Genomic DNA, 18,571 nt, shown 5'->3' on the forward strand with positions numbered 1-18,571 from the left:
CAGCGTCTGGCTCAAAAGAACGGCAACGCCAGATACAGCTTGATGACGATGACATTGATGATGTCGATGAAGAATGCCCCCACCATCGGCACCACCAGGAAGGCAATGCGCGAGGCTCCGTAGCGCTGGGTCACCGCTTGCATGTTGGCGATTGCCGTTGGCGTTGCACCCAGGCCGAAACCACAGTGCCCGGCAGCCAGTACCGCTGCATCATAGTTGCGGCCCATGACCCGGAACGTGACGAATATCGCGAACAGTGCCATGACCAATGTCTGTGCGGCGAGCAATGCAAAGAATGGTAATGCCAGCGCTGAAAGGTCCCACAACTTGAGCGACATCAAGGCAATGGCCAGGAATAACGACAAACTCACATTGCCCAATACCGAGACTTCCCGTTCGAATACTTGATAAAAGCCGAGCGCCGAAAGGCCGTTTCGCAACACCACGCCCACAAACAACACGCAAACGAACGTTGGCAGTTCAAACGCAGTGCCTTTCAGCATACCGTTAAGTAACGAGCCTGCGAGCAAACTGACAGCGATCAGCGCCAGTGTTTCGATAAATGAAAACGGTGTAATCAGGCGCTCTTTGTCTGGTTGTTCGAAACCCTTGGGCAGTTGTGGTGCTGGTTCTTCGATACCAGGTGTCGTTACCCGTCTGATCAGCAACCGGGCGACCGGGCCACCAATAAGGCCACCCAGTACCAGGCCGAAGGTAGCTGATGCCATTGCCAGTTCGGAGGCCGACGCCAGACCGAACTTTTCGGTGAAAGTGGCCCCCCACGCGGCGCCTGTACCGTGGCCGCCGGACAAGGTAATAGAGCCGGCCAGCAGGCCCATCAGCGGGTCGAGCCCCAGTGCCGTTGCCAGGCCGATGCCCATGGCGTTCTGGACCAGCAGCAAACCGGTTACCACCAGCAGGAACACGGTAACCACGCGGCCACCTTTTTTCAGGCTGGCGAAGTCTGCACTCAAACCGATGGTGGCGAAGAATGCCAGCATCAGAGGAGTTTGCAGTGAAGTATCGAATTGCACGTGGATATCGAAACTGCGCAACCCCAGGAACGCCAAGGCCACTACCAGGCCGCCAGCGACAGGTTCCGGAATATTGTAAGTGCGCAGGAAACCAATACGCGCGACCAGGCCGCGCCCCAATAACAGTACCAAAGAGGCGGCTACAAGCGTCCCGTAAAAATCGAGTTCAAACATCAGGTGCTCTCGTTATATCCAGTAGCGGACCACTTCCCGCTATGGGGCGGAAAGTGGGGTGACAGGTGGGAATACACTGTCACCATTCTACGAGGCATACGTGGGAGAGTGTCTTTCACTGGCGTAGGAAAAGCCTGAATAACAACCGTGTTATTACAATAACTATCAGGGGCCGCTTTGCGGCCCATCGCAGGCAAGCCAGCTTCCACAGGTATCAGGCTTTGCCCGGTATTCCATATTTGCGCAGGCGCTGCGCAATGGCGGTATGTGAAGTTTGCAAGCGCCCGGCCAGTTGCCGCGTCGATGGGTAGCTGGCGTACAGACGTTGCAGCAGCTCGCGCTCGAAATCGCCCACGGCCTGTTCCAGGCTGGCCACTTCGCCGTCCTGACCACGGGCCACCGAGGTGCCGGCGATGTCCAGGTCACCAATATCCACCAGGTTGCCCTCGCAGATGGCTGCGGCGCGGAATATCACGTTCTGCAACTGGCGCACATTGCCCGGCCAAGGGTTGGCCAGCAGTGCCGAATGGGTAGCCGGGGTCAGCCTGCAGGGTGGGCGCTGGATCTGCGTGCAGGCCTGCTGCATGAAGAAATGCGCCAGCATCAGGATGTCCTGGCCGCGGTCGCGCAGCGGTGGCACTTGCAAATTGAGCACGTTCAGGCGGTAGAACAGGTCTTCGCGGAAGCTGCCTTCGGCGACCATGCGCTCCAGGTCACGGTGGGTGGCGCTGATGATGCGTACATCCACCTTCACTTCGCGGTCACCACCCACCCGGCGGAAGCTGCCATCGCTGAGAAAGCGCAGCAGCTTGGCCTGCAGGTATGGCGACATCTCGCCGATTTCATCGAGGAACACCGTGCCCTGGTTGGCCAGCTCCATCAACCCGGGCTTGCCGCCCCGTTGCGCACCGGTGAAGGCCCCGGGGGCGTAGCCGAACAGTTCGCTTTCGGCCAGGCTCTCGGGCAGCGCGGCACAGTTCAGGGCCAGGAATGGCGCCGCATGGCGGCTGCTGATGGCGTGGCAGGCGCGGGCTACCAGTTCTTTGCCGGTGCCGGTTTCGCCATGCACCAGCAGCGGTGCATCGAGCGCCGCCACGCGCAGGGCGCGGGCCTTGAGGGTGCGGATGGCCGGTGACTCGCCGAGCAAGGCATCGAAGCCTTCGGCATGGTCGTGGTGCAGGGCCGACAGGCGTTCGCCCATGCGCGTAGGCGGATACAGTGTCAGCAGGCCACCGGCGTTGGTGATCGGCATGGCGTCCAGCAACAGGCTCTGGCCGTTGAGCTGCATCTCGCGCATGGGCAGGTGGAAGTTGTTGTCCAGCAGGGCCTGCAGCAGCGCCGGGTCGCCGAACAGCTCACCCACCGAGCGCCCGGCCGATTCGCGGCCGCACAGTTCGATCAGCGCCGGGTTGGCCAGCAGCACCTTGCCGGCACTGTCCACGGCCAGCACCGGGTCGCTCATCGCCGCCAGCAGGGCATCGAGCTGCAGGTGCCGGCGTTGGCCAGGGAGGATGTCGACCACGTCCACCGATTGCACGCCATGTACCTCGAACAGCGCGTCGTGCAGTTCTTCGAGTACGGCGGGGCTGAGGGTAGGGGCGTCGATGTAGACGTTCGGCGGTACCATCTCCACGGCGTCCAGGTTGAGGTTGCGGGCACCGAGCAGGGCGAGGACTTCCTGGGTGATGCCGACGCGGTCGATGAAGCTGACGTGGATGCGCATGGGGAGGGTGCGGTTGTGGCTGGGGGAGGGCGGTAGTATGCCTCAACATTGTCGGGGCCGCTTTGCGGCCCCGGTTCTTGAAATCACTCCAGATGTTCAGGCTTGATCGGGTCGCCCGATTTCACATCCAGCTTTTCGCGAATGTCCGCGAACATATGGTCATAAAGCTTGTGCGGCGAGCTCAGGCTCTCGAATTTCTTCGGTGGCTTCAGGTACGACTGCGCCCTTCGGCTCAGTTGCATGAGGAAGCTGGGCAATACCTGATCCTTGGCCAGGAAGAACTTTTCTTCCACTGGCTTGCCTTCGATGCTGCCATGCATCTTGAACTGGATGCCTCTACCTTCCTTGGGGTCCGACACTGCCTCGTATTCGATGTTCAGGTCATAGCTGTGGTCATTCTGGTTCAGCGCGGTGCGCTCGATGTGTACATGACCGGGTTGGTACTGGGCCATGGCAAGCTCCTTTGGAAGGTCGAAAATGGCGGACGCTGGCGCCCGCCTACTGCATTCAACGGTAGCTGATCCCCGGCTTCGCGGTGGAAACGCGCGTGCCGGCGGTGCCTTTGACGATGTCTTCGATGTTCTCCAGCGAACTGATCACTGCCACTTTGCCGGTGTTGCGGGCAAAGTCGCAGGCGGCCTGCACCTTCGGCCCCATGGAGCCAGCGGCGAAGCCAAGGCGTTCGAGTTCGTCGGGGTGGGCCTGGGCAATGGCCTTTTGTGTGGGCTTGCCCCAGTCAACATAGGCCGCATCGACGTCGGTGGCAATGATCAGTAGGTCGGCGTCCAGCTGCTCTGCCAGCAGGGCCGAGCACAGGTCCTTGTCGATCACCGCCTCGATGCCCTTGAGCTTGCGGTTCTCATCGTACATGGTGGGGATGCCGCCGCCGCCGGCGCAAATCACGATGCTGCTCTTTTCCAGCAGCCACTTGATCGGGCGGATCTCGAAGATGCGTTTGGGTTTCGGGCTGGCCACCACTCGGCGGTACTTGTCGCCGTCGGCCTTGACCACCCAACCCTTTTCCTTGGCCAGGCGCTCGGCCTCTTCCTTGCCATAGACCGGGCCGATGAACTTGGTCGGGTCCTTGAAGGCGGGGTCGTTGGCGTCCACTTCGACCTGGGTCAGCAGGGTGGCGAACGGCACTTCGAAGGCCAGCAAGTTGCCCAGTTCCTGTTCGATCATGTAGCCGATCATGCCCTCGGTCTCGGCCCCCAGCACGTCCAGCGGGTAGGCCTCGTCGGGCTTGTAGGACAGGCCCTGCAGCGATAGCAGGCCAACTTGCGGGCCGTTGCCGTGGGCTATGACAAGCTCGTTGCCTGGGTGGATCTTGGCGATCTGTTCGGTGGCGGTGCGAATATTGGCCCGCTGGTTATCAGCGGTCATGGGCTCGCCGCGACGCAGCAGGGCGTTGCCGCCCAATGCAACAACGATACGCATGGGGAATGTCCTTTAACGAAAAGAAGGGAGCGCTGCTCTCGTCCGGTATCGCCGCCCCTTGTGGGAGCGGGTTTACCCGCGAAAGCGTCAGCCCATGCAACGCGGCTGGTGCTACTGACGCATTCGCGGGTAAACCCGCTCCCACACGGGGTTCGGGTTGCCCGGCTTGCCGAGTCAGCCTTTACAGGTCAGCCAGTGTCGACACCAGGATCGCCTTGATCGTGTGCATGCGGTTTTCCGCCTGCTCGAAGGCGATGCAGGCCGGCGACTCGAAGACGTCGTCGGTCACTTCGATACCGTTGGCCAGGTCCGGGTACTGTTCGGCGATCTGCTTGCCTACCTTGGTTTCGGAGTTGTGGAACGCCGGCAGGCAGTGCATGAACTTGGTCCGCGGGTTGCCGGTGGACTTCATCAGCTGTGCATTCACCTGATACGGCTTGAGCAGCTTGATGCGCTCACCCCAGGCTTCGATCGGCTCACCCATCGATACCCACACGTCGGTGTGCACGAAGTCCACACCCTTGACCGCGGCAACCGGGTCTTCGGTGAGGGTGATGCGTGCGCCGCTTTCCTCGGCGTACTTGTGGCAACGTTCGACCAGGTCGTCATGCGGCCACAGCGCCTTGGGCGCGGCGATGCGTACGTCCATGCCAAGCTTGGCGCCGATCAGCAGCAGCGAGTTGCCCATGTTGTTGCGGGCGTCGCCCAGGTAGGCGTAGCTGATGTCGTGCAGGGGCTTGTCGCTGTGCTCACGCATGGTCAGCACGTCGGCGATCATCTGGGTTGGGTGGTATTCGTCGGTCAGGCCGTTGAACACCGGAACGCCGGCGAACTTGGCCAGCTCTTCGACGATTTCCTGCTTGAAGCCCCGGTACTCGATGGCGTCGTACATGCGCCCGAGCACGCGGGCAGTATCCTTCATGCTTTCCTTGTGGCCGATCTGCGAGGAGGTCGGGTCGATGTAGGTGACATTGGCGCCCTGGTCATAGGCGGCCACTTCGAAGGCGCAGCGGGTACGGGTAGAGGTTTTTTCGAAGATCAGCGCGATGTTGTTGCCCTTCAGGTGCTGCTGCTCGGTGCCGGTGTACTTGGCACGCTTGAGGTCGCGGGACAGGTCCAGCAGGTAGCGCAGCTCACGGGTGGTGTGGTGTTCCAGGCTGAGCAGGTTGCGGTTGTGAATATTGAACGCCATGACTTTTCTCCTTGAGTTTGGTGAACGCACCGGCCGCCGCTTTATGAGGGCGGCCGGGGGTAATGGTCGTTAGTAGTCGATCGGGTCGCGCACGATCGGGCAGGTCATGCAGTGGCCGCCACCCCGGCCCCGGCCCAGTTCGCCGGCACTGATGGTGATGACCTCGATCCCGGCTTTGCGTAGCAGGGTATTGGTGTAGGTGTTGCGGTCGTAGCCAATGACCACGCCCGGTTCCATGGCCACCACGTTGTTGCCGTCATCCCACTGTTCGCGCTCGGCGGCAAAGCTGTTGCCACCGGTTTCGACCACGCGCAGCTTGACCCCAAGCTGCTCGCCCACCACCTCGATGAACGACTTGTTCTCGCGGCGCACGTCCATGCCGTAAGGCTTGCTTTCGTCCGGGCGGATGATGAACGGCACGATCTCTTTCACCACTTCCGGGAAGACCGTTACCAGGTCGCGGTCGCAGAAGCTGAACACGGTGTCCAGGTGCATGGCAGCGCGGGATTTTGGCAGGCCGGCGACGATGACTTTTTCCACCGCGCCCTTGGCGAACAGGTTTTGCGCCAACTGGCCGATGGCCTGGCGCGAGGTGCGCTCGCCCATGCCGATCAGCACGATGCCTTTGCCGATCGGCATCACGTCACCGCCTTCGAGGGTAGCGTTGCCGTGGTCCTTGTCCGGGTCGCCGTACCACACCTGGAAGTCGGCGCCGGTGAACTCCTTGTGGAACTTGTAGATGGCGGTGGTCAACAGGGTTTCCTGGCGGCGCGCCGGCCAGTACATCGGGTTGAGCGTGACGCCGCCATAGATCCAGCAGGTGGTGTCACGGGTGAACTGGGTGTTGGGCAACGGTGGCAGGATGAAGCTGGAGTGGCCCAGGTAGTCGTTGTACATCTTGACCACGCTGGCGCCTTCGCTTTCCGGCAAGTCCTGGCCTGCCACGCCGCCGATCAGAAACTCGGCCAGATGGCGTGGCTCGAGGCCTTCGAGCCAGCTTCGCACTTCATTGGTCAGGCCGACACCGACGGTGTCGGAGGTGATCTTGCGATCGAGGATCCACTTCAGTGCTTCGGGTTGCTGGACGATGTCGGTCAGCAGGTTGTGCATCTCCAGCACATCCACGCCACGCTCGCGCATCTTGGTGACAAAGTCGAAATGGTCACGCTTGGCCTGGTCGACCCAGATCACGTCGTCGAACAGCAGCTCGTCACAGTTGCTCGGCGTCAGGCGCTTGTGCGCCAGGCCCGGCGAGCAAACCATCACTTTGCGCAGTTTGCCGGCTTCGGAGTGGACACCGTACTTCTGTTTTTCAGCGGACATGATTTCATTCCTCCAGTTGAACGAAGACGTGGGTCAAAGGGTCAGGAAGCCGTCGTACAGGCCAAAGGCTGCCACCAGGGCACCGATGACCACGGCTGCGAAGATCAGTTTTTCCACGTTGGTGAAGACAGGTTGGCCAACCTCACGCTTGGCCTTGGCGAACAGGATTGCGCCAGGTGCGTAGAGCAGGGCCGAGAGCAGCAGGTATTTCACGCCACCGGCGTACAGCAGCCAGACGGCGTACAACAGGGCGATACCACCGATCACCAGGTCCTTCTGCCGTTCGGCCAGGGCCTGCTCGTAGGTTTCGCTACGCAGAGCCAGCAGGAAGGCATAGGCGGCCGACCACAGGTAGGGCACCAGGATCATCGAGGTGGCCAGGTAGATCAGCGACAGGTAGGTACTGCTGGAGAACAGCGTGATCACCAGGAAGATCTGCACCATGGCGTTGGTCAGCCACAGGGCGTTGGCCGGTACCTGGTTGGCGTTCTCGCGGCGCAGGAACTCCGGCATGGTATGGTCCTTGGCGGCGGCGAACATGATCTCGGCGCACAGCAGCACCCACGACAGCAGGGCCCCGAGCAGCGAGATGATCAGGCCGACGCTGATCAGTACCGCGCCCCAGTGGCCGACCACATGCTCCAGTACGGCAGCCATCGACGGGTTCTGCAGCTTGGCCAGTTCTGGTTGGGTCATGATGCCCAGCGACAGCACGTTGACCAGCACCAGGAACAGCAGCACGGTGACGAAGCCGATGACCGTGGCCTTGCCCACGTCAGAGCGTTTTTCCGCCCGCGACGAGAAGATGCTCGCACCCTCGATGCCGATGAACACCCACACGGTGACCAGCATCATGTTGCGCACCTGGTTCATCACGCTGCCCAGCTCTGGCGTACCTACCGCCCAGATGTCGGCGGTGAAGATGTCGAGCTTGAAGGCGAACAGGCAGATCAGGGCGAACAGCAGCAGCGGCACCACCTTGGCCACGGTGGTGATCAGGTTGATGAATGCTGCTTCCTTGATGCCGCGCAGCACCAGGAAATGTACGGCCCACAGCAGCACTGATGCGCCGATGATGGCGGCCGGGGTGTTGCCTTCGCCGAAGATCGGGAAGAAGTAGCCCAGGGTACTGAACAGCAGCACGAAGTAGCCGACGTTGCCCAGCCAGGCACTGATCCAGTAGCCCCAGGCCGAGGAGAAGCCCATGTAGTCGCCAAAACCGGCCTTGGCGTAGGCATACACCCCGCCATCCAGGTCAGGCTTGCGGTTGGCCAGGGTCTGGAACACGAACGCCAGGGTCAGCATGCCGACCGCGGTGATCGCCCAGCCGATCAGTACAGCGCCAACCCCTGCGCTGGCAGCCATGTTTTGCGGCAGCGAGAAGATCCCGCCACCAATCATCGAACCGACGACAAGTGCAACTAACGCGCCGAGCTTTAGTTTTCCGGATGAATCAGACATTTAACAACTCCTGCCAGGAGAAAGTTGACGACAGAGTAAATCCGACGCCGCTGCCATTCGCTGACTTGGGTCAGTTCATGGCGACGTGAAGTAGGAAAATTCCTTCACGAAGCTCCTGGAGAGTGCCGACAACTTATGCCGCAGGCCCTGCATGCTGGCACCTCCATGTCCATCTAGAGCAAACGCTCTGTTCAGCCTGCGATGCTTGACGCTAGCCGTTTTTGCCGCTTTCGCAAATTTTTCACAAGAATTTCGAGTTTTATCGGATTCTTTTCTAGTTGCTCCGGAGCTGCTAGGTTTTACTCAAAAGCTGGCATAGACAAAGCAGTTATTAGTGCTATAGCTTCATTGGTCAGGATCATTATAAGTAGCAACACTTATATGGACTGCATGGCTGTTTCAAGCCCATGACAGTGCGCAAAAAAAGGAAGGCTCATGAGCGAACCGGGACAGAAGCTGCGCCTGGGCGCGCTGATCGCATTGGTGGTCGGCTCGATGATTGGAGGCGGGATCTTCTCGTTGCCGCAGAACATGGCGGCGCGTGCCGATGTGGGGGCTGTGCTGATCGGTTGGGGTATCACCGCAGTCGGCATGTTGGCCCTGGCTTTCGTATTCCAGACCCTGGCCAATCGCAAGCCGGAGCTGGACTCGGGAGTGTACGCCTACGCCAAGGCCGGCTTTGGCGAGTACATGGGTTTTTCCTCGGCCTGGGGCTACTGGATCAGTGCCTGGCTGGGCAACGTCGGCTACTTCGTGCTGCTGTTCAGCACCCTGGGTTTCTACTTCCCGGTATTCGGCGAGGGCAACACGCCAATCGCCATCGGCTGCGCTTCGCTGCTGCTCTGGGCGGTGCATTTCCTGGTGCTGCGCGGCATCAAGGAAGCGGCGTTCATCAACCAGGTGACTACCGTCGCCAAGGTGGTACCGTTGCTGATTTTCGTGGTGATCGCGGCGTTCGCCTTCCGCGCCGATATCTTCACACGTGACATCTGGGGCCTGAGCAACCCGCAGTTCGGCAGCGTGCTGGAGCAGGTGCGTAACATGATGCTGGTCACCGTGTTCGTGTTCATCGGCATCGAGGGCGCCAGTGTGTATTCCGGGCGCGCCCAGCGCCGCTCGGATGTGGGCAAGGCTACGGTGATCGGTTTTCTGGGAGTGCTGGCGCTGCTGGTGCTGGTCAACGTGCTGTCGCTGGGGGTGATGACCCAGCCGCAACTGGCCGGGCTGCAGAACCCGTCACTGGCTTCGGTGCTGGAGCATATCGTCGGGCCATGGGGTGCCTTGTTGATCAGTATCGGCCTGGCGGTTTCGCTGCTTGGCGCGCTGCTGTCGTGGGCGTTGCTGTGTGCCGAGATCCTCTACGCCACGGCGCGGGACAAGACCATGCCGCGTTTCCTGGCCAAGGAAAACGCCAACCATGTACCGGCCAACGCCCTGTGGCTGACCAACTGCATGATCCAGGGCTTCCTGCTGATCACGCTGTTTTCCGCCGGTACCTATACCAGCCTGATCTACCTGGCCTCGTCGATGATTCTTGTGCCCTACCTGTGGTCGGCGGCCTACGCCGTGCTGTTGGCGGTACGTGCAGAAACCTACGACGAGCAGCCGGCCCTGCGCCGCAAGGACCTGCTGGTGGCGCTGGTTGCCCTGGTATATGCCGTGTGGCTGTTGTACGCCGGCGGGCTGAAGTACCTGCTGCTGTCGGCGCTGCTGTACGCCCCGGGCGTGATCCTGTTCGCCAGGGCCAAGCATGAGCAGGGTAAAACCTTGTTCACCACTTGGGAAAAGCTGATTTTCGCTGCCGTGCTGGCAGGTGCCGCGCTGGCGGCCTATGCCCTGTACTCAGGGCTGCTGAGCTTGTGACGGGGCAGGGCAGGGGGCGTGCTCGGGGCGGGACCAGATCCACAGGTTGCCCAGGGTCATGCCGGCAATGGCCAGGAACACCGGCCAGCGGTGTTCCAGGAACGTCAGCATCAGGCCCGCGCACAGCAGCATGCTGAGGGTCGCGCTGACCTTGGCCCGGCGCTGGATCACCTTGCCATTGCGCCAGTTGTGCAATATCGGCCCGAAGAGCCGATGGTTCTCCAGCCAGGCAGACAGGCGCGGCGAACTGCGTGTGGCCGCCCAGGCAGCCAGCAGGATGAATTCGGTGGTCGGCAGGCCGGGAATGACGATCGCGACCAGGCCCACGCCCAGGCTCACGTAAGCCAAGGTCGCATACAGCAGGCGGGCGAGTTTCGAACGGGCGGGTCGGGTCATGGTCTCACTGCATGGAAGCGGTTCGGCCACCGGTAGGGTGGCCGGGGTATGGCGTGTCAAACCAGCGCGGCATCTGCAGCATAGGCATGCTTGAGCAGCTTGGTGAAGCGCTCGAAGGCAGCAATTGCGCCGCGTTCGGCAGCGGCTTCCTCTTCGGCCGACAGGGCCAGGCCATCAAGAATGCGGGTGAACTGTTTCCAGCCTTCGGCACGGCCACCGGCCGGTTCGCCCAGGTGTCGGGCACCGAAGCTGTCGGACAGTTCCAGGGCCACGGCACGCTTGATCAGAAACGCAGCGCCCAGTTTGGAGCCTTCGGAGACGAAGATCCAGCCCATTGCCTCGCCCAGGCTCGGGTTGCGCAGGGCGCCCGGCACGGCTGGTGGTATTTCGGTGTCAAGGTCGGCGAGGTCCAGACGGGCCTGTTCGGCACGGCAGCGCTCGGCAAGGTCGGGGATGATGGCGATCAGTTGCGGGTCGTTGTACAGGGCCTGCAGCTCGGCCTGGAACAGGTACTGGGCGACCACGAAGCGGGCGAAGCTTTCGCGGCTGTCGAAGGGCGCGTGGGCTTTGACCAGGGCATCAAGTTCGGCGTGGGGGGCGTGGGTGATCTGGTTGAGGCGCTGGGAGCGCAGGGCTGGGCGGTCGGTCATGGGGCAGTCCTTGGAAGAGGGGGTCTAGAGACAAGACGAAATAGCGGGGGTGGGACAGTAAAAAAAATCGGGATTTCGTGTTGCCTGTACTGGCCTCTTCGCGGGCATGCCCGCTCCCACAGGTTCATCGCAGGCCCAAGGCTTGCGCAGTATCTGTGGGAGATTCTATGGTTTTCAGCAAGCCAGTTTCGCGCCTTTAGTGACGTATTCGTCCTGATTTTTCATCAGGGCGAATGCCACCCGCGCGAGCTTTCTTGCCAGGATTACCAACGCTTGGGTTGTTGCTTTACCACTGCTCCGATGCTGTTCGTAAAGCCCTTTCCAGGCTGCCGATCTGCTGGCCGCCATCGCAGCGTTGTGCAATAAGCGACGAATTTCTGAACAACCTCGCTTGGTGAGGCGACGTCGCCCATTCTTCTGTCCGGAATCACTGACTCGTAAATCCATTCCTAGGAATGCAATGTACGAGTCACTGCTTTTGAACTCGCCCCTTGTAAAAGCCATCACCAATGCTGCGGCGGTGAGAAAACCAATGCCCTCTACTGCCTGGCAGCGAGCGACTTGTTCCTGCAGCCCAGCGTCTCGCAGTACTTCTTTAATCTTCTTTTGAATCAACTGATCCAGCCGATCTATCGACTTCACAAAAGTTTCGAAGGCGGCTTTCAAAAGGCTTTCGTTAGCCCAGCTCTGAGTCATTGCAGTACGAGCAGTCACCAAGGCGGCTCTGCGTCGCAAGAGGCTCTGAAGCTTGCCGTAGACAGCGGGAGGCGGGCTCCAAGGGCGAAGGTCCTCGCCTTCATTTTTTAAAAAACGGGACAGCAACCGAGCATCGGAGGGGTCGGTTTTAACCCGTCCCCCAACACTCTTCCGGTAGTTGCTCAATTGAAAACCATCGATGACATAGACCTCGAAGCCTAGGCTGTGGGCCAATTCAACCAGGTCCAAGTGATAGACGTTGGTCGCCTCAACAGCGATAGCGGTGTTGAGGGGTTGTTGCTTGAGCCACCTTCTGATCTCGAGTTTGGAGTTTTTGAGCCTGATGATCTCGTCGCGATCATCGTGGTGGATAACCAGCTCAGCTTTCGCGACATCCGCACCCACGATCAACTTACCTACCTGCATTGCCATGGGCCGCTCCTCACGTTATGGTTTTTCGGCTTGAAGGGGTTTCACCAAGAGGCGCTGGCTTGTTTCTATCGTCGCTTGCAAACGATGCATTCTTTATCGGCGCTTTGGTGGAAGGGGTGGGGCGATGTCTCCCACGGTCTGTACTGCTGTGAACAGTCAGAATCGGGCATTTAGTCCCACCACCCCTTCAAGTCTAACCATACAAGCGGGCAAGCCCGCGAAGAGGCCGGCAAAGGCGCAAGGGGTCAGATATCCCAAACCACATTGATGCCGAAGTTGCGCCCCGGCATGGTCAGGCGGTCGATGTTGGCCGGCTGAGTCACGGCCGCTTCACCCTGGCCGTCGTAGCTGCGTACCGAATCCCACTGCCAGTACTTCTTGTCGGTGAGGTTGTACAGGCCGGCGTTGATGGTCACGTCGTCGGTGACCTTGTAGTAACCGGTCAGGTCCAGCACCCCGTAGCCCGGGGTGCGGAACTTGGAGCTCGAACCGTCGGGCGAGTAGAAGGTGCTGTCGTCGACGCGGGTCTTGCGCTTGACCAATGTCCAGCTCAGCAGGCCGCCGTAGTGTTGTTGTTCGTAACCCAGGCCGAACACGCCCTTGAGCGGGTTGACGCTGTTCAGTGGCTCGCCGGTGTCATCGTTGCGGCCATAGGTGTAGGCGATCGAGCCCTGGGTATACAGGCCCTGCGGCGCACCGAAGTGGTCCAGGTTCAGGCGGCCCTTGACCTCGGTACCCTTGATGGTGGCGTGCTTGATGTTGTTGGCCTTGAAGGTCTGCTCCAGGTTGGCGCTTTGTACGGCATCTTCGTCAATGAAGTCGCGGTACTTGTTGTAGAACACCGCCACGTCGAAATTACCGGCGTCGAAGTTGCCACGCAGGCCGGTTTCATAGCTTTTGCTCTTTTCGGGTTCGAGACCCGGGTTGCCTTCGACGCGGTAGCCTTGCTCGATGTTCTCAAACTTCCCGTACATGGATTTGGCAGTCGGGGTGCGGAAACCTTCGGCGTACTGGCCATACCAGGTGTAGTTGTCGTTGAAGGCGTAGGTCAGGCCGAACTTGGGCGAGACGCGATGCCACTTCTTGTCCGAGTCGTCCTGGGAGATAGGTGCGGTACCGCTGGACTCCAGGCCACGCAGGAATTCCTCGGTGAACCTGGGCTCCATGCGCGTGTAGTCGTAACGAGCACCAGGCATGAAGGTCCAGTTGTTCCAGCGGATTTCATCCTGCACGAACAGGCTGTAGGTGTTCACCGTCGGGTCCGGGAAGTCGCTGACCAGGGCCTGGCCGTCTGCCGGGCGCTCGGCGCCAGCGCCAGAACAACCTGAACCAACGGCCAGGCAGGTGCCAGTGCCGCTGCGCGAACCGGTGACCTTCTCGTGCTTGAGGGTGGTGCCGTAGGTCAGCAGGTGGTCGGTGGCGCCGAGGCTGAAGGCCTTGTCCAGCTGGGCGTCGAATACCCACTGGCGGTCCTTGTACAGAGTGTCTCGGGTACGCAGTACCTGACGGCCAGGCGGTGCGTAGACTTCCTCGGTGTGCTGGTCGGTCTTGGCGATCTGGTAGTTCAGGCTCCACTTCACATGGTCGGCGACCAGCGAATCCAGGCCGAACTCATGGTTGATGCCAAGGCGTTCGCGGGTGACGGTGTCGTTGCCGTTACGCGCCTTGTAGTAACCTGGGGCACCAAAGCCAGGAATGAAAGGCCCGCCCACCGCACTGAGGATGTTCTGGTCGCGATCATCCTTGTAGCGCTCGTAGGTGAAGCCCAGGCGCGCTTCGTCGGCGTAGTTCCAGCCCAGCTTGGCCAGCACGTTTGTGGTGCGCACGTCCATCGGGTTGGCTTCGGTACGCGCCAGGCCGTCACCGCTGTGGCCGCCGTGGGTCTCGGTTTCGTGACCGTTGCGCTGGCTCAGGTGCAACAGGCCGTCGAAGTCGCCCTGGCGGCCGGCGACGGTGGCGGAGGTCAGCCAGCTTTCGTCGGCCGAGCTGTAGCCGGTCTTCAGGCGGGCACCGGCGTCCTTGCCAGGCTTGATGATGTCGTCCGGGTCGAGGGTGAAGTAGCTCACCGCTCCGCCGATGGCGTTGCTGCCATACAGCACCGAGGCCGGGCCGCGAAGGATTTCCACACGCTTGACGATCTCCGGGTCAACGTAGTTGCGCTGGGTCTGGGCGTAGGGGCCGAAGAAGAAGCTGTCGGGGATCGACACGCCGTCCACCTGGGTGAGGATGCGCTCGCCATCGATACCACGGATGTTGTAGCCGTTCAGGCCGCTGCGCTGGCCGGTGCCGGCTACCGACACGCCCGGTTCGTAGCGCACCAGGTCCTGGATGTTGTTGACGTTCTGCCGGTCCAGTTGCTCTCGGGTCTGCACGCTGACGGTGCTCGGCACCTGGCTGACGTCCTGGGCGCTGCGGGTGGCGCTGACGGTCACCTGCTGCAGGGCAATCACATTGGCGCTGGCCTGGCGTTCGAGCACCACATTGCCGTTGCTGATCTTGCGAAAGCCCAGGCCGGTGCCGTGCAGCAGGCGCTTGAGTGCGGCTTCCGGCGGTAGCGAACCCTGCACCCCTGGCGATGCCACGCCGTCGGCCAGTTCGGCGCTGAAGCCGACCTGCCAGCCGGTGACCTGGCTGAAAGCATTTATGGCCGAAACCAGCGGCTGCTGGCCGATGCTGAAGCGGTAGTCGCCCATGCGCGGGCTGCTGGCCTGTGCCGGTTCGGCGGCCAGTGCCGGCAGGCTGATGGCGCCGCTGGCGAGCAGGGCGAGGTTCAGTAGGGAAAGGCTCAGGAGGGACAGTTGCCCTCCATGGCGAGGAAGGGTGGAGGGGCGGGTAGGACCTGTGGACATCGGAAGCGCTCCCTGACGCGCGGACTGTTATAGGTGATGGCTGTCCTCGTTTTCAAACGAGAATCAGTTGCATTGGCTATAACGAGACGGGCGGGGTAGCGTGACTGCGTAAAAAAAGTTGGATTGCGGTTTGGCGGTCTGTATCGCGATTTCTGTGGGAGCGGGCATGCCCGCGAAACAGGCACCGCGGTGGATGGCACGGGCGTTGCCCGTGTTCGCGGGCACGCCCGCTCCCACAGGGACCGTGTCGGGTTTCAGATTTGCGGATCAGTTCAGGATAACCAGCGCCGGGTACTCATGCAGCTGTGCCGAGGTGATGTGGGCCAGCGCACGCAGGGTTTCCAGCGGTTGGTCGAGGCGGTAGTTGCCGGTGACCGCCATGTCTTCCAGCTGCGCATTGCGGTTGATGATCCAGCCCGGGTAGTAGCGCTGCACCTCGGCCAGCACCTGGCTCAGCGGGCAGTTCTCGAACACCAGGCGGCCGTCGACCCAGGCCAGGTCCTTGTGCATGTCGGGGCGCTGGCGCTTGCCGAATCCCTGGGGGCCGACGCTGATGCTGTCGCCGGCGCTCAGGCGGATGCGCTGGTCGCGGGCCCCCTGCAGGTCGACATCGCCGCGCTGCACCCGCACCTGTGCCTCGCCGTCGAGGTAGCGCACGGCAAAGTCGGTGTCGCGCACCTGCGCGCGCAATGGCCCGGCCTGCACTTCCAGTGGCAGCAGCGCGCCCTCGGGGACCTGAAAATAGGCCTCACCCTGCAATAAGCGGGCGACCTGGCGGCCGTCACGCTGCTCGCTGGCAAATGCCGAATTGGTGTTGAGCAGCACTTTCGCCCCGTCTTCCAGCTGCAGGCGCTGGCGTTCTCCCACCACTGTCAGGTGGTCGGCTTGCAGGCGTATGGGCAGGTTGCCGAGGGTGAACAGCCCGACCAGCAGCAGCGCTGCCGTGGCCAGGGGTTTCCAGTGGCTGCGCAGGCGCCCGCGCCACGAGCGGCGCTGTTGCTGATGCATCTGTACGGCCACCTGGTGCAGCGGTGCGCCGTTCCACAATGCTTCTGCCTCGACATAGGCCTCGGCATTTTCCGGCGCTGCGCTCAGCCAGGCTTCGAAGGCCTGGGTGTCCTCGGCGTCGGCGCATTGCAGGCGTACCAGCCAGTCCAGCGCCTCGTCCATGGCACGAGCACGGGCGCTGGGCCCGGCGGGTGACGGGCGAGGGGCAGGGCTGTCGGTCACGGTGAATCCTTGAATGGTTTTTTTCGAATGATCAAGGCTGAGGCGGGGTGTGGCAAGGGCTTTGGGTTGCCTCACTTGAGGCGGTCGGCGACACCCATGCAGATCGCCATGATCAGTTTCAGCTCCTTCTGTACCGTGCTGGGCGAAACATTCAGTTGTCTGGCGATTTCCAGGTAGGTGGCGCCATGCAGCCGGCTTAGCATGAAGATGCGCTGCTGACGTTCGCTCAGCTGTTTGAGGCTGATACTCAGGTGCTTGAGCAACTGCTCGGCATGGGCCGCATCCTCGCTGCTGGTGGCCGGCGCGGCCACGCTGTGCAGGACCTCGTCGGGCACGTCGTCGACCAGCATGCGCGATTGCACCCGGCGCGCGCGCAGGTGGTCGAGGGCCAGGTTGCGTGCGGTCTGGAACACGAACGGTTCGATGTGTTCGATGGGCCGCTCACCGAGGGCGCGGGACACCCGCAGGTAGGTTTCCTGCAACAGGTCCTCGGCCGTATTGGGGTTGCCCACCATGCGCTGCAAGGTGCGCAGCAGGGTAAGGCGCTGGACGAGGAAGACAGAGTTGAACCGGGACTGACTCACAGGGGGACCTGGCCGACGAAAGGTTAATGATAATGCTTATCATCCTCCTCGAAGGTCAAGTCTGGAAATGTTAGGAAAAGGTAAAGATTGTGAGTGGCAGGCGCCGGCATGCTTTTTGTGGGAGCGGCCTTGCGTCGCGAAAGGGCCGCAAAGCGGCCCCGGAGGTCTCAGCACCACCGCTGAGGTCCGAGGGCTGCTTTGCAGCCCTTTCGCGACGCAAGGCCGCTCCCACAAGGGGCACACCCACATTGGCCGCCAGGCTGAGAAGCTCAGCCGGCGCGGCACAACGCCAGGCAGTTATCCAGCATGCGGTTGGAGAACCCCCACTCATTGTCATACCAGGCCAGCACCTTGAGCATGCGCCCGTTGGCCCGGGTATGGTTGGCATCGAAGATCGACGACAGCGGGTTGTGGTTGAAATCGCAGGAAACCAGCGGCAAGGCGTTGTAGCCCAATACCCTGGAATGCTTGCTGGCCTCGAGGAACAGCTGGTTGACCTGTTCGGCCGTGGCCTCGCGCTTGAGGTTGACCGTGAGGTCCACCAGCGACACGTTGATCACCGGCACCCGTACCGCCATGCCGGTCAGCTTGCCGGCCAGCTCCGGCAATACCAGGCCCACGGCCTCGGCAGCGCCGGTCTTGCTCGGGATCATCGACTGGGTTGCCGAACGCGCACGATACGGGTCGCCGTGGTACACATCGGTCAGCACCTGATCGTTGGTATAGGCATGGATGGTGGTCATCAGGCCCTGTTCGATGCCGAACTCGCGGTGCAGCACCTGGGCAATCGGTGCCAGGCAGTTGGTAGTGCAGGAGGCATTGGAGATGATCTGGTGCGAGGCCCGCAGGATGTCATGGTTGACCCCGTACACCACGGTGGCATCGGCGCCTTTGGCCGGTGCCGAGACAATCACCTTGCCAGCCCCCGCAGCCAGGTGGGCGGCGGCCTTGGCACGCTCGGTGAACAGCCCGGTGCATTCGAACACCACGTCGATCGCCTCGGCCTTCCAGGGCAGTTCGGCCGGGTTGCGGATGGCACTGACCGCGATACGGTCACCATTGACCGTGAGGCTTTCGTGGTCGGCCTCGACACTGGCGTCGAAGGTACCGTGCACGCTGTCGTACTTGAGCAGGTGGGCATTCATGGCGCTGTCGCCCAGGTCGTTGATGGCGACGACCTGCAGGTCCTGGCGGTAGCCTTGGGTATACAGTGCGCGCAGGACGTTGCGCCCGATGCGGCCGAATCCATTGATGGCGATGCGTAGGGTCATGGCAGTACCTCTGGCAGTCCGAGTGAAAGCTGTGGCACAAAGGAGCTTCACTGAAACGGTTTTGTTGTTGGAATTACAAGATTATTCACCTGCCGATAGAAAACAAGCCTTTTTAGTGGCAGTATTTTGTTTAAATATACAACGAGTGGTTGGGCGACGTGCCTCCACCGATGCAGCGGGCTCCTCTACCTTGAGCCTAGGCCGCAATCGTTTGGAGGGGAAATGCCCGGCAAACCGCCCTTACAATTAGCCTGGA

The 18,571-nt window shown here is 61.5% G+C and carries 15 protein-coding genes; 1 reads left to right on the plus strand and 14 read right to left on the minus strand.

Translation table 11 applies throughout. From position 1 onward, the window contains the following. Positions 1–11: 11 nt before the first annotated feature. From gltS to arcD (NY023_RS05260), 7 genes are all read right to left on the minus strand, one after another. Positions 12–1,208 (minus strand): sodium/glutamate symporter, encoded by a 1,197-nt coding sequence (gltS, locus tag NY023_RS05230; RefSeq protein ID WP_044046903.1) that lies wholly within the window; start codon positions 1,206–1,208, stop codon positions 12–14. Positions 1,209–1,422: 214 nt separating this feature from the next. After that, positions 1,423–2,931, minus strand: coding sequence for a sigma-54-dependent transcriptional regulator (locus NY023_RS05235; protein ID WP_013971110.1), 1,509 nt, complete (start codon positions 2,929–2,931; stop codon positions 1,423–1,425). Between the two features lie 83 nt (positions 2,932–3,014). Then, positions 3,015–3,383 (minus strand): DUF5064 family protein, encoded by a 369-nt coding sequence (locus NY023_RS05240; protein ID WP_013971111.1) that lies wholly within the window; start codon positions 3,381–3,383, stop codon positions 3,015–3,017. Between the two features lie 55 nt (positions 3,384–3,438). Beyond that, on the minus strand, positions 3,439–4,368 hold the full coding sequence (gene arcC / locus NY023_RS05245; RefSeq protein ID WP_003257953.1) for a carbamate kinase: 930 nt from the start codon (positions 4,366–4,368) through the stop codon (positions 3,439–3,441). A 181-nt stretch (positions 4,369–4,549) separates the two neighbouring features. Further along, positions 4,550–5,560 carry an ornithine carbamoyltransferase gene (locus tag NY023_RS05250; protein ID WP_013971112.1) on the minus strand — a complete coding sequence of 337 codons (1,011 nt, stop codon included), beginning with the start codon at positions 5,558–5,560 and terminating at the stop codon, positions 4,550–4,552. A 69-nt stretch (positions 5,561–5,629) separates the two neighbouring features. Then, a complete protein-coding gene (gene arcA / locus NY023_RS05255; protein ID WP_003257954.1) occupies positions 5,630–6,883 on the minus strand; it encodes an arginine deiminase in 1,254 nt (417 codons plus the stop codon). Between the two features lie 33 nt (positions 6,884–6,916). Then, positions 6,917–8,344: an arginine-ornithine antiporter gene (arcD, locus tag NY023_RS05260; RefSeq protein ID WP_015269087.1), complete on the minus strand. Its 1,428-nt coding sequence runs from the start codon at positions 8,342–8,344 to the stop codon at positions 6,917–6,919. 435 nt (positions 8,345–8,779) lie between these two features. Here arcD (NY023_RS05260) and arcD (NY023_RS05265) point away from each other — a divergent pair, with 435 nt between their 5' ends. After that, complete coding sequence (arcD, locus tag NY023_RS05265; RefSeq protein WP_013971114.1) at positions 8,780–10,207, plus strand: arginine-ornithine antiporter; 1,428 nt, start codon at positions 8,780–8,782, stop codon at positions 10,205–10,207. Here the strand turns inward: arcD (NY023_RS05265) and NY023_RS05270 are convergent. The 7 genes from NY023_RS05270 to gap form a co-directional block, all read right to left on the minus strand. After that, on the minus strand, positions 10,187–10,603 hold the full coding sequence (locus NY023_RS05270; protein ID WP_013971115.1) for a YbaN family protein: 417 nt from the start codon (positions 10,601–10,603) through the stop codon (positions 10,187–10,189). The genes arcD (NY023_RS05265) and NY023_RS05270 overlap by 21 nt on opposite strands. Before the next feature lie 56 nt (positions 10,604–10,659). Continuing rightward, a complete protein-coding gene (locus tag NY023_RS05275) occupies positions 10,660–11,253 on the minus strand; it encodes a biliverdin-producing heme oxygenase (RefSeq protein ID WP_013971116.1) in 594 nt (197 codons plus the stop codon). Positions 11,254–11,427: 174 nt separating this feature from the next. Beyond that, positions 11,428–12,381: an IS110 family transposase gene (locus tag NY023_RS05280; protein ID WP_013970314.1), complete on the minus strand. Its 954-nt coding sequence runs from the start codon at positions 12,379–12,381 to the stop codon at positions 11,428–11,430. Between the two features lie 245 nt (positions 12,382–12,626). Then, positions 12,627–15,230 (minus strand): TonB-dependent receptor, encoded by a 2,604-nt coding sequence (locus NY023_RS05285; RefSeq protein WP_013971117.1) that lies wholly within the window; start codon positions 15,228–15,230, stop codon positions 12,627–12,629. 267 nt (positions 15,231–15,497) lie between these two features. Next, positions 15,498–16,460: a FecR family protein gene (locus NY023_RS05290; protein ID WP_038408911.1), complete on the minus strand. Its 963-nt coding sequence runs from the start codon at positions 16,458–16,460 to the stop codon at positions 15,498–15,500. Positions 16,461–16,531: 71 nt separating this feature from the next. Continuing rightward, positions 16,532–17,044: an RNA polymerase sigma factor gene (locus tag NY023_RS05295; RefSeq protein ID WP_013971119.1), complete on the minus strand. Its 513-nt coding sequence runs from the start codon at positions 17,042–17,044 to the stop codon at positions 16,532–16,534. Positions 17,045–17,313: 269 nt separating this feature from the next. After that, the gene (gene gap, locus NY023_RS05300) at positions 17,314–18,315 is read right to left on the minus strand and encodes a type I glyceraldehyde-3-phosphate dehydrogenase (RefSeq protein ID WP_003257961.1); all 1,002 of its coding nucleotides are present in this window, start codon (positions 18,313–18,315) and stop codon (positions 17,314–17,316) included. Positions 18,316–18,571 lie beyond the last annotated feature (256 nt).

Origin of the sequence: Pseudomonas sp. NBB, from assembly GCF_032701105.1 — a bacterium.
GTDB lineage: Bacteria > Pseudomonadota > Gammaproteobacteria > Pseudomonadales > Pseudomonadaceae > Aquipseudomonas > Aquipseudomonas asiatica.